General features: G+C 58.4%; 13 protein-coding genes and 2 pseudogenes. 1 reads left to right on the top strand and 14 read right to left on the bottom strand.

All coding sequences use genetic code 11. The annotated features are described in order from the left end of the window. Positions 1–199: 199 nt before the first annotated feature. The 11 genes and pseudogenes from AWB74_RS41660 to AWB74_RS41705 all read right to left on the bottom strand — a co-directional run bounded on the left by AWB74_RS41660 (position 200) and on the right by AWB74_RS41705 (position 8,116). Positions 200–1,354: an amidase gene (locus AWB74_RS41660; RefSeq protein ID WP_061152373.1), complete on the bottom strand. Its 1,155-nt coding sequence runs from the start codon at positions 1,352–1,354 to the stop codon at positions 200–202. Beyond that, entirely contained in the window at positions 1,351–1,866 is a 516-nt protein-coding gene (locus AWB74_RS41665; RefSeq protein WP_061152381.1) for a nuclear transport factor 2 family protein, read from the bottom strand. Before AWB74_RS41665 ends, AWB74_RS41660 begins: the two co-directional genes overlap by 4 nt. A gap of 24 nt (positions 1,867–1,890) precedes the next feature. Further along, a pseudogene (locus AWB74_RS41670) lies at positions 1,891–2,243 on the bottom strand (hypothetical protein); the annotation flags it as partial. A 37-nt stretch (positions 2,244–2,280) separates the two neighbouring features. After that, positions 2,281–2,655 (bottom strand): tautomerase family protein, encoded by a 375-nt coding sequence (locus tag AWB74_RS41675; protein ID WP_061152374.1) that lies wholly within the window; start codon positions 2,653–2,655, stop codon positions 2,281–2,283. Positions 2,656–2,733: 78 nt separating this feature from the next. Next, positions 2,734–2,820, bottom strand: a pseudogene (locus AWB74_RS49095) (aromatic-ring-hydroxylating dioxygenase subunit beta); the annotation flags it as partial. Then, positions 2,787–3,902 carry a maleylacetate reductase gene (locus AWB74_RS41680; protein WP_061152375.1) on the bottom strand — a complete coding sequence of 372 codons (1,116 nt, stop codon included), beginning with the start codon at positions 3,900–3,902 and terminating at the stop codon, positions 2,787–2,789. The gene AWB74_RS41680 and the pseudogene AWB74_RS49095, both read right to left, overlap by 34 nt. Next, entirely contained in the window at positions 3,889–4,236 is a 348-nt protein-coding gene (locus tag AWB74_RS41685) for a Dabb family protein (protein WP_061152376.1), read from the bottom strand. Before AWB74_RS41685 ends, AWB74_RS41680 begins: the two co-directional genes overlap by 14 nt. Positions 4,237–4,452: 216 nt before the next feature. After that, complete coding sequence (locus AWB74_RS41690; protein ID WP_061152377.1) at positions 4,453–5,655, bottom strand: porin; 1,203 nt, start codon at positions 5,653–5,655, stop codon at positions 4,453–4,455. A gap of 586 nt (positions 5,656–6,241) precedes the next feature. Further along, positions 6,242–6,808, bottom strand: a complete 567-nt coding sequence (locus AWB74_RS41695; RefSeq protein ID WP_061152382.1) for a nuclear transport factor 2 family protein — start codon at positions 6,806–6,808, stop codon at positions 6,242–6,244. Positions 6,809–6,864: 56 nt separating this feature from the next. After that, entirely contained in the window at positions 6,865–7,347 is a 483-nt protein-coding gene (locus AWB74_RS41700; RefSeq protein ID WP_061152378.1) for a hypothetical protein, read from the bottom strand. Between the two features lie 259 nt (positions 7,348–7,606). Then, complete coding sequence (locus AWB74_RS41705; RefSeq protein WP_096032046.1) at positions 7,607–8,116, bottom strand: flavin reductase; 510 nt, start codon at positions 8,114–8,116, stop codon at positions 7,607–7,609. 359 nt (positions 8,117–8,475) lie between these two features. Between AWB74_RS41705 and AWB74_RS41710 the strand changes: the two genes are divergently transcribed. Beyond that, complete coding sequence (locus AWB74_RS41710; RefSeq protein WP_235024907.1) at positions 8,476–9,633, top strand: acyl-CoA dehydrogenase family protein; 1,158 nt, start codon at positions 8,476–8,478, stop codon at positions 9,631–9,633. Between the two features lie 1,034 nt (positions 9,634–10,667). On the opposite strand, the gene AWB74_RS48865 is transcribed toward AWB74_RS41710, so the two are convergent. From AWB74_RS48865 to AWB74_RS41725, 3 genes are all read right to left on the bottom strand, one after another. Beyond that, entirely contained in the window at positions 10,668–11,162 is a 495-nt protein-coding gene (locus AWB74_RS48865) for a transposase (RefSeq protein ID WP_160110386.1), read from the bottom strand. A 270-nt stretch (positions 11,163–11,432) separates the two neighbouring features. Beyond that, positions 11,433–11,630 carry a hypothetical protein gene (locus AWB74_RS48870; protein ID WP_087039520.1) on the bottom strand — a complete coding sequence of 66 codons (198 nt, stop codon included), beginning with the start codon at positions 11,628–11,630 and terminating at the stop codon, positions 11,433–11,435. Between the two features lie 48 nt (positions 11,631–11,678). Further along, complete coding sequence (locus AWB74_RS41725) at positions 11,679–13,022, bottom strand: MFS transporter (protein ID WP_061152383.1); 1,344 nt, start codon at positions 13,020–13,022, stop codon at positions 11,679–11,681. Positions 13,023–13,448 lie beyond the last annotated feature (426 nt).

A 13,448-nucleotide genomic window follows, 5' to 3' on the forward strand; every position in this document is an offset into this window, starting at 1 on the left:
TCTCGGTCAGATTCATTTTGCCCATGACCTGCATCTGAACACACTTGGGGTGCCAATTCAATGATGCAATGCACTAGGGCCTCCTCCCAGGGTGGTATCGCCCAGCGCGACGTTGTAGCCGGCAAGATGGAAGCGACGCGTCACCGCTTAGCCCAACCGCGCGGCGCCGGTCACGAACACGACTCTCTTTGTCATGATGTCAGCTCTTTCCTTCTGCAGGGCGAGCGAGCATTGCCTCAATGTATGCCGCGACGGCGCAAACCGTCTCGTCATCTCCTTTGCGGCCGACGATCTGCAATCCAGCCCTCAGCGACGTTCCGTCGATTGGAACCGGGAATGTCAACGCCGGATGTCCGCTCAGGTTGAAAGGCCGTATCAGCGACGACATTGCGATCACCGACGTGCCCGCGCGCGCGGCCTCGATCTTGATCGGCAGTGATGGCATGGTCGGAAGAATGAGGACATCCGAGTCTCCCAGCACGCGATCGAGCTCGTCCGTGAAGTCCCGACGTATGCGCTCGGCCGCATCGAGCTCGGTACCCGGCGTGTTCGCGGCGGCGATCAAACGCGCCAGAATGTCCGGGCCAAGCTTCCCGCTATCGACGAGATGACCGAACGCGCGCCACGTCTCGGCGTTGATGACGGCAAGACCGGCCGTGAACGCATCCTGAATGGATTCGAGCCGTACCGCGCGCGACGGAAGTCCGCTACGCGCGACCGCCGTCGCCACTGCGTCGCGGATCTCACCGTCGGCTTGCACTTCGGGCAACGCGACGCGTATCCCCGTCACGTCGCGGCGCGCACGGCCGCTCTGGAATGATGGATCGATTGCAAGCATCACGTCGATGACCGTGTTCATCTCCCGTGCAAACGGGCCGACACAGTCAAGCGATGTCTGACGCGGCGCCACACCTTCACGCGACACGCGCCCGAAGGTCGGCTTCAGCCCGATTACGCCGCAGCATGCCGCGGGACAGCGGACCGATCCGCCTGTATCGGTGCCGAGCGCGGCATCGACGAAGCCGAGGCCCACCGCCGATGCTGAGCCGCTCGACGAACCGCCGGGAATGCGCATTGGATCTTGCGGGTTGACGGGCGTGCCGCTGAAGTCGTTGATCCCTGTCATGCCGAACGCGAGCTCGTGCATGTTCGCCTTCCCGGTAATACGCCAGCCCGCATCCAGTAGACGCTGCACGACTTGCGCGTGGCGCGGCGCGGGCGGCGCATCGGCGAGCGCGCGGCTAGCCGCGGTCGTCGGATAGCCGGCTATGTCGATACTGTCCTTGATCGCGATAGTGGGCGCATCCGCGGCGGCCTGCGTCGCGAGGTCGAATGCCTGCGAAAAGGCGCTCATGCACGGACTCCTTGCGCTGGGTTGATTTGCCAGGGCGCGCCGAAAAGGCGTTCGGTGCGGAAGTGACGAATCAGCCAGGCGTCTTCATCGTGCGGCGACGGAGTGAAATCCACATCGAGCCGCGCCGAGATGAGTTCGGCGTTTGCATCAATATATCCGGACGCCTGCAACATGATCCAGCGGCCTTTCGCCGTATCGCCCTGCACGTCGATATGCTCGCCCGTCAGGAAGTGGACGTTGGTCGCGAAGTGCGGCGTGGGCGGCAGGTAGCGTTGCAGCATCGCGACGATAGCGTTCGGCCCCCGCAAGCGGCCGAATTTCTCCGCGTACGGCGGACCGATGCCTTCCCAGACTGCGTCATCGCTGAAAAGCGCCACCAGCGATTCACCTTCCAGTGCGCGTGCCGGCACATCAGAGAGCGCCATGTATCGGGCGATGGTTTTGCACACTGCGTTCTGCGCTTCGAGCAGGTCCAAACGCGCCTGCAGGCTCTCGATGATCTTGTCCGTCATAGATTCTTGCATGGTTAGTCGCAGTGGCGGGACGCTCAGCGCGCGGCCCACCCGCGCTTCTATCTTTCCGTAGCGCCAAAGGCTGTAGTCGCCCACGGGCGTCGAGTTACAAATTGCAGACCGCAACGGCGGTGTCGAAGTCGGCGACGTCCGCCATGATGTAGAAGGTCCACGGTGCGCCTTCGGCACTGCCGACGACGAGCCGGTCGTCATCCATGACACCCAGCACCCGTAGGCTTGCCATGGCTTCGACGCATTGAGCATGTTGCCGTACGCGTGCCACGCTTCGCCGATTCGCTCACGCGGCAAATCGAAGAAATCTGCGTGGTACCGCAGCAAAAGAGCACGCGCAGTGGCAGGTTTCGAGTATCGGTCATGGCGTTGTTTTCCCGAGCCAAATCGCCCGGCTCCGACTTATCGGCCTAAGGCGCGAGCGGTCTTGCCGCCCAAACCGAAATCGGTGTTGGGGATGTCTTTGATCATCACGCGGGTAGACTGCAAGGGTACATTCAGCACGGAGGCGCTGGTCTCCGACAGATGCGCGATCAGCGCTTCTTTCTGCGTGTCCGTGCGGCCAGCAATCAGAATCGCGATGATGACGGGCATTCCCGTCGCGCTAAGTTTGCCGCCAAAGCCGCTGTTGGATGCGGGCAACTCCGACAGCAGAATACGCACGGATTCAGCCGGCGCACCGATCGCGTCAACAGTCGCTTGCGTAAGCCCTTGAATGAGCGATGCCTTACGTTCGTCGGCGTGACCTTGAGGCAGATAGACTTCGAGTGTGGGCATAAGCGTGGCGAATGAATAGAGCGCGCATCGCGGAGGTCAGTGAGAGACGATCGACAACCACGCGAGGCACGTACGACGTCAGAGCAGGAAGCCGATGGCGCTCAGCGCCTCGGTCGAGTCGATCAGGCGGATCACCTTTTCGGACAGACGCGGATCGCCGCTTGACATGTCGATCCTGCCGTCGTACGCGGCGCAGCGCCTTCGAAAGCATCCTGTAGCAACGCGAGAAGAGCTTCACGTTCAATCGGACGCGGGTTCCAGTAGGGATTTGAACTGGCAATGTCAGCAGCTTTTGGAACATCGCCGACTGACATCCCGACGTCTTTTAGCGCAAGCGGTGCGCCGCAGTGCTTAGCCAGTTCGAAGATTCCCAAGGCAGCATCCCCCGAGCCGAGGGCGCGTGCAATTCGGTGCATCGCCTCCGGCGCGGCCTGCCGGTTGTAGGCGAGCGCGTGGGGCAAGACGATCGTGTGCGTTTGTGCGTGCGGAAGATTGAAGCTGCCGCCGAGCGTGTGACAAAGCTTGTGATGAAGCGCCATGCCGACACTGCCCAGCACCGTGCCACACAACCACCCTCCGTACAAAGCATCCGAACGCGCCTCAACATCTTCGGGATCGGCGACGATGGCCGGCAACGCGCGAGCAAGGGCCGCGATCCCCTCCTCTGCCAACAGGCTCGTGATTGGATTTGCGTCACGCGAATACAGCGCCTCCGCCGCATGCGCGATTGCATTAATCCCGCTCGTCACGGAAAGCCCGACCGGCAAAGAGATCGTCAGGTTTGGATCGTAAATGACGGTTCTCGGCAAAACGCGCAGATCCGTGCCGGTCTTCTTAAGGCCAGCGTCGGTGATGCCGTAGATCGGCGTCATTTCGCTACCCGCGTAAGTCGTCGGTACAGCCAGAATCGGAAGGTCCGAATCAAGTGCGATCGCCTTACCGAGGCCAATTGTCGAGCCGCCACCGACTGCGATTGCACAGTCGGCATGCAGTTCCCGCGCAAGCTCCCGCGCCTCCTTGGCCAACTCGAGCGGGACATGCATGATCGCGCGGTCGAAGACCGCGGCTGCGCGCTTGCCAAGACGGGCGGCGACGGCCTCGCCAGTTTCCTTCTGTTCCGGACTGCACAGAATAAGCGCTCTTTCGGAGTTTAGCTCAAGCACTTCCCGTTCGAGGTGCTGCAAGCTGCCCGGACCGAACACGACCCTGCCCGCTCGTGCCTGATAGACAAACTCACGCTTTTGCATAAGAGTGCTCCGCTGGATGGTTCGGATTGGCGTCGGGGTAGGCTTCGTAGTCGACCTGAAACCTTGCTGTACGCAGATCACCGAGTTCGTTGCGCACGCGCAAATGATCCGGATGAAAGGCATATCCGTCCAGCGCCTCCTGCGAGTCGAACTCGGTCACGAGCACTGCGTCGCAAGCGCAGTCGAAGCTGTGACCAAGTCCGACTTCAAGGTGGTGCATGCCGGGAATCCGACCTCGCAAGCTTTCGAACCGTTCTTTTATAAAGTTCGAAGCTGCTAGACGTTCGGCGGGCGTGTCGCCACGAACTTGCCACATCACAATATGTCGGATCATCTCTGAGCCTCCAAAAGCCAAAACACAATCGCATTAAAGTGTTAGCAGGGGCCGAGCGCTGGGCCATCGAGCGCGACGCCCAGGGAATGACGCATCCCTCTCGGCAACAAATAACGATCGCAAGCCGACGCCGGTTATCAGCTATCGTGGAAAAGCGGTCACGAAGCGCAAACATGTTCGTTGCCACGGCTGCCAGGAACGGCTCCATCAATCGCTTCAAAATTTGTGGCGGATACCCATGCGGACCGTGCTTTGACGATCGCTCGTCGACGGCGTGAGATTGTTGATAGCCGCGACTGCCGCCGTGCCCGTAGAATCGGTGCCGGATACCTTCTGGTACACGCCGATCAGATAGACGTCCGTGCGCTTCGACAGGAAATAATCGGCGCCGAGCGCGCCCTGGTAGTACTTCGCGCCCGGATTGTTGGCAGTGGCCGAATCGACGTCGCTGCCTTTCGTGTAATCGAACGCCGCACCGACCACGAGCGCAGGCGTGAACTGGTATTTGAAGTTGACTTCAACGTTGTTGAAGATTGCATTGCCGGTGTAGCCGCGTGGATTAGGACCGGAGTTCACCGTATCGCCGAGATTCTTGAATTGCACGTTGGAGTATGTCGCCCCGAGTGTGGCCTGTCCGAATGCGTATGCCACGCCCGTCGCGATTACCTGATAGGTGCGCGCCGATGCATAGCCGCTATATACTGGCGACGAGATAAAGGTCGCGCTTGCGGTGGGCGGCGTGCTTGCGCCGTTGTCGTCGAAGAAGCCGACGTTGGGATTGCGCGAGTTCAAGTATCCGACGCCTAGCGCAAGTGGACCGTTTGAGTAGCCCGCCCCGAGAGACCACAGCTGGTTGCGCGTCACTGCGCCCGCCACACCACCCAAGCTATAGACGCCCCCGAACGTGATTCCGTAGTATGACTTACTCGAAAGCTTGATCGCGTTGTTCACGCGATATGCGTTGTTTAGATTATCGAGATCGCCCGGGTGCGCGCCGATGTATCCCGCCCACTGAGTGCCGGACTCGAACGGCCCCACATAGTCGACGACTGAGTCATATTGACGGCCGAGCAATGCGGTGCCGTAGGCGTTGGACAAGCCCAGATAGGCCTGGCGACCAAACATCAAGCCTTGCGTGCTGCCGCGATTCTTTTGCGCAAGTGAGCCGCTGTTGAGATCGAGCCCGTTCTCCAAGACGAATTGCGCAGCCAGCCCGCCACCAAGGTCCTCCCTGCCTCTTACACCCCAGCGGCTCGCCTGCATTACACCGCTCGACATGTTGTATAGATTGTGGCCGCCGGAGTTCGAAATCCAATTAAAGCCATCGTCGACGATGCCGTACAGCGCTACCGCGCTTTGTGCGTGCGCGATACCCGCAACTGCAAGTAGTGACAGAGAAGTTGCCATGGCAAGTCTCATACGTGCATATCCCATTAGCCGGTTGTCCAGATGAATGACGCAATGAAGGTTCATTGCGATAATGAAGTCGATGCATACACGATGCACACACGCGAACCTACCGGCGCAGCCCCTTGCGGCGATCAGCGAAGCATGAAAGCGTTATTGACGGACCATGCGAATCACGACGCATCACAACGACACAGACCCCTTAGGTGTCCAAACTCAGTACGCTAGCGTTCGCACATTTGTCACCCTATGTCACGGGCCGGTATGCCCAAGACGCCCCCGCGCACATGGAACTATTGAGGCCGCTGTAAAGCTGCAGCTTAAGTCAAGAGCGTCGAAAGCCGCCGCCGCGAGTATTCCTAATGCACAACGCCCCTCTGCCAATCCACAAGCTTCAAAGGTAGTCCGCGAAAAATATGATGCGTCGCTAGGTCAGCTATTCACATAGGCGCGCCGGCTTCTCGCTGGAGTGTTCACGGAATACGCTTCCCCGAAGGCGAGTCGCGAGTTGCACTCGGTTTCGAGCGGTCGTTCCAACATCGTGCGGCCCGCTGAGTAGCAGATGGGCCGCCAGAGTTCCTCGAGCTCTGCCTGGGATTCAATTTTGACGTTTCATGAGAACAGTCTCGGTCAGCATTTTGGTCGCCCATCCGCTCTGTAGTGGGGCGACGAAGATGTTCTCAGTTCGGTAATGGCTCATCTTCCATACGCCGTTGACTAACTTAAAGTTATTATTCGTACGACTTGAGCGGAGAAACGAGGATCCATCATCGAAGACCCATGGCTGGAAATGAACCCATTGTCCGTCCGCATCTTCTCCATAGACATGGATCTGCTCAGACGTCAAGTAATGGACGTTAAGCACCATCTTGTTGTCACCCGGACCAAAGAAGCGCCGGAAATGTTGCGTCAGTTGTTCACGTCCGACACTCTTTCCAAATTGCTGTTCGTGCGTCCCACCGACTCCCTCCCAAGTGGCGTCATCACTGAAGAGTTCGAGAATGACCCCGATGCGACTTTCCAGATCATGCCCCTGCTCGGGAAGCGGCACATCACAAAGCATGTTGTAGCGGCCCATGATCCGACGGATGTCGGCTTCAGCCTGAAGAACATTGACAGCCAATTTCAACGCATCGAACTCCTGCCGCGACGGCTTGTTTTCCATGAATTCCTCTTTTCTGTACGGTTGTGTCTGACACCTGAGTACTGCGCTCTCCACTACTAACGTATGTACGTGCTCTGCATCGGGAAGTGGGGCGCACGCCCATCGAAGGCAGGCAAAGATTCAAAATCTCGTCTCAGCTCATGGCGAACGGTCGAGTTCAGCGATTTCTCGAGTGCGTCGGCATCGATGAAGACGACCTTGTTACGCTGAAGCGAATGCATTCTCGACATATCCAGCGAACTGCAATAGTCAATCCGGCTGCATACTTCTACCGAGTATGCACCTGGCAGCGTCACCATAATCGGCGGATGCTGAGCGACGTATCGCGTCAACCAGACGGCGTTATCTTCAGCAGAACCGTCATACTGCACTAGATACGTATGCGGGCTTAACGCCGACGCGTTGAGGGCACATGCTGGTGCCCTATACGATCTGACAGCCATCGCCTGGTGTCTGCACGTTACTTCACCGGTCGATCTCTTTTCGAGCCAGTAAGCATATTCCTGGATCTTTCCTGCGGTCGTCAGTTCTGACTCCATGCTTTCAATCGAGTCAAAGTAGAATTGAACAACACATATGGGCGGCGCTTCCGCTTCTAAGTAAGGATCCCGAGAGGACAGCGAGGCAGGAGCATGGAGGACGACGCCTGCTGAGGGGGAATCACGTCTAAAAAGTTCGGTTAGCTTTTGAGCCGCCATGCATGAGTCGAACTCACTAGCGTTGCTACTTTCAGCCGACAGGAAAACGCAGAAATTCATTTTCTCACTTAGCCAATGCTGTCGAAAGGGCGGAGAATCTTTAAGCGCTGCGTGCGGTGCGCTCAAGACGGTGGAAACTGCGCCCGAAGTAGGTCAGCGCATCGCCGTCACTTCTTTGCCGTACAGCATGAACTTCCAGGAAAATAACGGAGTGCGATCCGACCTCTCTTCGCTCCCTAACGACGCCTTCAAGGCTTGCCAATGCATCCTCCAGCATGGGCTGGCCACCCGGACCTTCTTGCCATGTCTGCCCGCTGAACCGATCGTGAAGGTTCACCCCACCCATTCCCGCGAACCGTCGAGCAAGCTCTTCATGGTCGGCCGGCAGGACATTGACGCAGGCCTTGCCATTGCTGATTAGCGCCTGATGGGTCAGGCTCTTTTGATTCACACAAATCAGTAATGTCGGAGGCGTGTCGGTAACAGAGCAAACGGCACTTGCCGTCATGCCATACCGGCCATGCGGGCCGTCGGTGGTAATAACGTTGACGGCTGCTGAAAGCAGTGACATTGCCTCACGAAAGGCGGTTGAGCACAGAAGGGTAGTCATGAGATGTCGCCCTGTTGGAGTGTTAGCCCAACTCTAGAGCCGGCTGCGCCGAAAGGCCAATTCTTATCTTGAATCGGCAACATGCACAGACCGAATCAGTCGTTGACAGAGTCGCCGCTCGGGGGACGGATTAACACTACTGCTTGCAAAACTCAGTTGCTCACCCCTGTTCAAGAACAGCCGCTGCACCTCCGTCCCATGGCCAGGCCTCAACATTCATCAAGCAAATGGTGGCTATGAACAAAAGTCAGTTGCCGAATGCGCCTTTGCCTTCCATCCTGTGCAAATGTGCTCGGGTCGCCCGAGCGCTTCCTCTTTAGCTAATCGGAGACTAGAACGTGAATGCGGCCGTAGACCAGATTCCAACACGCGACTCAACTGTCACTGTTGAAGATGCCGTCGTTACCCTCGACAGTGTTATCACTGAAATAGCGGCTAGGCGCGAAGAGTTCACGCGCCTTTCGCACGTGCCGCGCGACATCATTGACAAGTTGAAGAAGATCGGTATCTTCCGCGCCTACACCCCTATGCGGTTCGGAGGTAGCGGCATGCCGCCTGCAGATTTTCTACGCGTTCTCGAACGCATTTCGTCGGCGGATGGCTCCACCGGATGGGTCGCGGCGTTCGGATCCTCCAATACCTATCTCGCCGCGCTACCCGTGGAGACACAAGCTATCATTTACGCGGATGGGCCGGACCAAGTGAACGGAGGCGGCCTATACCCCGTGCAGCCCGCAACCCCCGTTGAAGGGGGCTGGCGGGTCAACGGACGGTGGCGGTTCGCAAGTGGATGCAAGGGCGCAGATTGGCTGAATGTCGGTATCGGCGGCGCCGAGACGGGTCCGAATGCTGGAAAGCCACTAGCCGCTGTCCTCCCCGCCCGAGACGTTACGATCGTGGACAACTGGAACGTCGTCGGCATGCAAGCCACAGGCAGTCACGATCTGGTGGTAGAGGACAAATACGTTCCGCATGAGTGGACGTTTGTCCGCGGTGCGCCTTCCACGATCGACGAGCCTTTGTATCGCTATCCTACGGTCGCATTCCAGGGGCAAGTGCACGCGTCGGTCAACCTTGGACTCGCTCGGGCCGCGCTCGATCTCATTATCGATATGGGGGGTGGAAAGAAGACTTTGACAGGGGCGCCGCGGCTAGCCGATCGGCCCTATTTTCGGATTGATCTCGCAAAGTGCGAGGCCATGTACCACAGTTCAAGGGCGTTCTTTTATGATGCGATCGAGGCGGCGTGGGAGACCATCCTCAAAGGCGATCCTGTCTCGCCTCAAGAAGCGAACTTACTTCGACTGAGCGCCACTAATGCCGCTCACATGTGCTCGGCGGTCGTTCAGCAGGCGTTCAAATTGGGCGGTACCACAGCCATCTTTAACACCAACCGCCTGCAGTGGCTTGCGCGTGACGCGATGGTTGTCACTCAGCATGCCGCTCTGAATGAGGGTACCTACGACAGCGCCGGAGCTTTGTTCGCAGGAGTCGCGCCATCAGCTCCCTATCCCTGATCGATCGGCTTGGCAAGGTGTCTGACTGGTTGGAATCGTAGTGCCATCACTACTTCGAGCGTCGCGTTAAGGGGTGGACGCGATCCATCAGTCCATGTTTCATGGGTCGGCCAGTCCCCCGGGGACGGCCCCTCCAGACGTTTGCCCCTTCGGCACCCCAAGGCGGGCGACCTCACAGTGAGAAGACAACACTTCTTCGCACGGCACGGCACCATGAGCAGTGATCTAGCGCGGCAGAATTTCCTGCTGCCGGGCGCCGCCATGCTGTGCACCTTATGCGCGATGCCCGGTTCGAAACGATCAACGCAATTTGGATTCGGCATACGAAACCTGACGTATCGCGCTACCCAACTCCGGTGATCGCGTCTAACCATCCGCGCGGCTATCATTCGCCCGGCCGCGCGGCGCATCGCTTGCTGCGCCACGATTGCAGTTCGCGCATGTGGCCATGCCGCATACCACGCTGACAGAGCGCGCAACAGCTACCAGGTCAGTACAAAGGTACATACCGCCGCTCGGAGTGGAAGTGCTACCACTGTGCGGGACATTGGGAAGGCGACTTCACCAATGATCTACCACAGCCCTCGCAGGGGTTCCAGCTCCAGCCGTCCAGCAGATTACTGCCCATGGCGAAGAACGACGTGTACCCGACGTATCAGCGCTCTCACGTCTCTACGTCGCACCAGTTTATATTGCCGAAGCGCTACGTCGAAGCTTCTTCGGCGGCCTACGCAAGGAGGAAACCTGGAGAGATAAAAAACGCATCACCGCGTTATGGAAAGGTCGTTGTCGTGATCCGCGCGGTCCATGGCACACCCTATTTGTGGCAAAAACGACGGCTTGCTGCATTGGTGGCTGCCCAGAGGCAAGGACCTGTCAGTCATCCCGCCAGGACAACTAACAGGTTAGCGCCGGCTGTATCAACAGTCGCCCGGGCACCGCTCACCTATTCCATTGGCCATTCGAGCTCTTCGCCACGACCTAGTCGACGGCGTCATTGATTTAGCACCGGGCGGATCCTGCGTGAAGGATCGTCATACTTCCATTTGATCCGCTTCGGATTTTTGCTGTGCTGCTGTGCTCACTGATGTAGTGCATGAATTTGCGATCCAGGTCTTTAACCGAAGTGAAGATGCCGCGGGCGTCACATCATGCTGGATGCGCGAGAACCAGTTTTCCACTTGGTTGAGCCGCGACGAGTAGGTCGGCGTGAAGTACAGACGTATGTGGCGATGAGCGTTGAGGAATCGGCGACCCGCTCCGTTTTGCTGCTGATTGTCACAGCTGACGTGGATTTCTCTGCGTTTGGGTTCACTGGCGCGACATCGGTCAGAAAGGCTACGAACGGTTCGCTTGTTTGGCGCAGCACCGTCTTGCGAAACACTTCTCCGGTCGCAGTATCGAACGCCGCGAAGAAGCTCAGCTTGCCGTTGCGCTTGTACTCGAAGCCGTGACTCTCGGCGAGCCCCGGCGACAGCGGCAGCATCCGGTTCCTTGCGGTCGAGGGCCTGAATCGTAGTCTCGTCCACACAGAACAGGGCTGCGTGCGCCGGCGGGTTCAGGTAAAGCCCGATTACGTCGGCCGCCGTGGCCTCGAAGTCTGGTCGTTGGAGAGCCGCTGCACGGCCGAGACCGACACGTCGCTGAGCTCTGCCGCAAGCTTGTAGCTACTCAAGTCTGTCGAGCCGTCGGCGGGTTTGCGCTTGAGAGTAAGGTTGAGCACCCGCGCCTCAAGTGGCGCCGGCGGCTGCTTGGGAGTACGCCCGGAGTGCCGGGCGTACACACCGGACAGTCGCTCGCTAAGAAAGCGCCCCGACCAGCGTGCGATGAAACGCGAGCCGCAACCCAGCGGTGCGCATGATACTGTCGCGCGATTCGCCGTCCTCGAGCATCAGGATCAACATCGCGCGTCGTACGTCCGCCGCACGCACCGTTCGGCTGCGCGGCGCCGGCAGCAGTTGCTCGCGTTCGATCTCGGTCAGATTCATTTTGCCCATGACCCATATCTAAACGTAAACGGGGCGCTAATTCAACGACGCACTGCACTAGTCCCGTGCCTCCGCGGCTCTATCCGCTGCTCTTTCCGATGCAGGATATGTCTCTCTCGTCAGGCAAGTAGTGATGACAGTCACAAGACCGAGAACTCCGAGATACCACGCAATGGGCCACGACGAGCGAAAATGTGCAAGGAGGCCCGTCGCGATCATCGGGGCTAATCCTCCCCCTGCAACGGAAGCCAACTCACGACCTATCCCGAGCCCGGAGTACCTGAGGCGAGCTGGGAATAGCTCACTGATCAACGCTGGCTGAGACCCCTCCAAGATGCCGAGAATCAGGCTGTTCGCGATTATCAAGGCGAACACGACCATCCATGGCTCGCGAGTGTTTAGCATTTCAAAAAATGGCCATGCAAAAAGCACTACTCCAACTGATCCCGTTAAATAGACCGGCTTGCGTCCCAGCTTGTCACAAAGGTATCCAGCGAACAGAGAGACCGGAACAATAGCTGCCATTGAGAACGTCAAACCGCCCAAGACAAGCGAACTCGAAAGGCCTAGAAACTTTCCGTAAGCGATGGTGAACGCGAAAAAGATCCAAGAGGCGCCGCCTTCGCCAAATCGCAGCCCGAAGACCTGCAAAATTGCGTGCGGATGAGATTTGAGTACCTCGATCAGCGGTGCATTTGCAGCACCGGCTCGCTTTGTGGACTCCTTGAACTCAACGCTCTCGTCCATGTGGACGCGAAGATACCAGCCAACGCCAATTAGCAGAGCGCTAAGCAGGAATGGGACACGCCATCCCCAAGAGAGGAACTCGCTCCCGGCAATTTCCTGCATGAGCATGAAGACCCCTGTCGACAGAACAAAGCCGATAGAGGCGCCGCAAGGGCTCCACGCCGCTAGCCGACCGCGCTTACTCGCAGGCACGTTTTCGCTTATGAGCAGAATACTCCCGCTCCACTCCCCGCCTGCGGCGAGCCCCTGCACTAAGCGAAGGGCGACAAGTAGGATCGGCGCCCACAATCCGATCCTGTCGTACGTCGGAAGCAGACCCATCAGGAAAGTAGCGACGCCCATACCCGTAAGCGTAAGCGTCATAACCATCTTCCGGCCGAAGCGGTCTCCGAGGTGACCGGACAGGATGCCACCGAGCGGACGGGCACCGAAACCTAAAGCCAGCCCACCGTATGCCGCGATTGTTCCCGTCAACGGATCCGTGCCAATCGGGAAGAAGGCTTTGCCGAACACAAGGGCTGCAGCGGTCCCGTAAAGGAAGAAGTCGTACCACTCAAGGATCTGGCCTATTACCGACGTCGCAACTGCACGTATCACACTGGGGCGCCGCGCGCCACCGGCATGGCTGTTGGTTTCTATGCTTTGAGTACTCATCGGCTCTTCGATCAAGGGGAATATGGGCCAGGACCAGTCCAGTCATGAATCTTTAGTGAACTGACGTTGGGTGTGATGCAATTCACCATAAGCAGCAGTAAATCGACCGTCAAATTCGTTCGGTTCATTCCGGCTATTCGCAGACTTGATGGACCCACCCCAAACGCGCCGTGTCCTGCTTCCAGCGGGCGATCGCCGCCGGCACATGAGCCCTTTGCTGCAGTATGCTTCATGCACTGATCAGGGTTTCCCCCTGAACCGAACCAAAGAGGGGAGCGATGAAACAGGTGAACATGGCGACGGTGGATCTCAACTTGCTGAAGACGTTCCTCGCTATCTGGGAAATGCGCCCCGGCGGGCAGTTCAACTTCCCCTACTTATGGGCGCGTAAATTCCCCCACCCCGTGAAGCAGGACGAGATCGTTA

It is taken from the genome of Caballeronia arvi (assembly GCF_001544695.2).
GTDB classification, from domain to species: domain Bacteria; phylum Pseudomonadota; class Gammaproteobacteria; order Burkholderiales; family Burkholderiaceae; genus Caballeronia; species Caballeronia arvi.

Bases quoted from the DNA above. Each gene is read 5' to 3' on its own strand.
- AWB74_RS41690 (WP_061152377.1), bottom strand. From the start codon at position 5,655: ATGAGACTTGCCATGGCAACTTCTCTGTCACTACTTGCAGTTGCGGGT.
- AWB74_RS41660 (WP_061152373.1), bottom strand. From the start codon at position 1,354: ATGAGCGCCTTTTCGCAGGCATTCGACCTCGCGACGCAGGCCGCCGCG.
- AWB74_RS41685 (WP_061152376.1), bottom strand. From the start codon at position 4,236: ATGATCCGACATATTGTGATGTGGCAAGTTCGTGGCGACACGCCCGCC.
- AWB74_RS41680 (WP_061152375.1), bottom strand. From the start codon at position 3,902: ATGCAAAAGCGTGAGTTTGTCTATCAGGCACGAGCGGGCAGGGTCGTG.
- AWB74_RS41695 (WP_061152382.1), bottom strand. From the start codon at position 6,808: ATGGAAAACAAGCCGTCGCGGCAGGAGTTCGATGCGTTGAAATTGGCT.
- AWB74_RS41665 (WP_061152381.1), bottom strand. From the start codon at position 1,866: ATGACGGACAAGATCATCGAGAGCCTGCAGGCGCGTTTGGACCTGCTC.
- AWB74_RS41725 (WP_061152383.1), bottom strand. From the start codon at position 13,022: ATGAGTACTCAAAGCATAGAAACCAACAGCCATGCCGGTGGCGCGCGG.
- AWB74_RS41700 (WP_061152378.1), bottom strand. From the start codon at position 7,347: ATGGAGTCAGAACTGACGACCGCAGGAAAGATCCAGGAATATGCTTAC.
- AWB74_RS41675 (WP_061152374.1), bottom strand. From the start codon at position 2,655: ATGCCCACACTCGAAGTCTATCTGCCTCAAGGTCACGCCGACGAACGT.
- AWB74_RS41705 (WP_096032046.1), bottom strand. From the start codon at position 8,116: ATGACTACCCTTCTGTGCTCAACCGCCTTTCGTGAGGCAATGTCACTG.
- AWB74_RS48870 (WP_087039520.1), bottom strand. From the start codon at position 11,630: ATGGGCAAAATGAATCTGACCGAGATCGAACGCGAGCAACTGCTGCCG.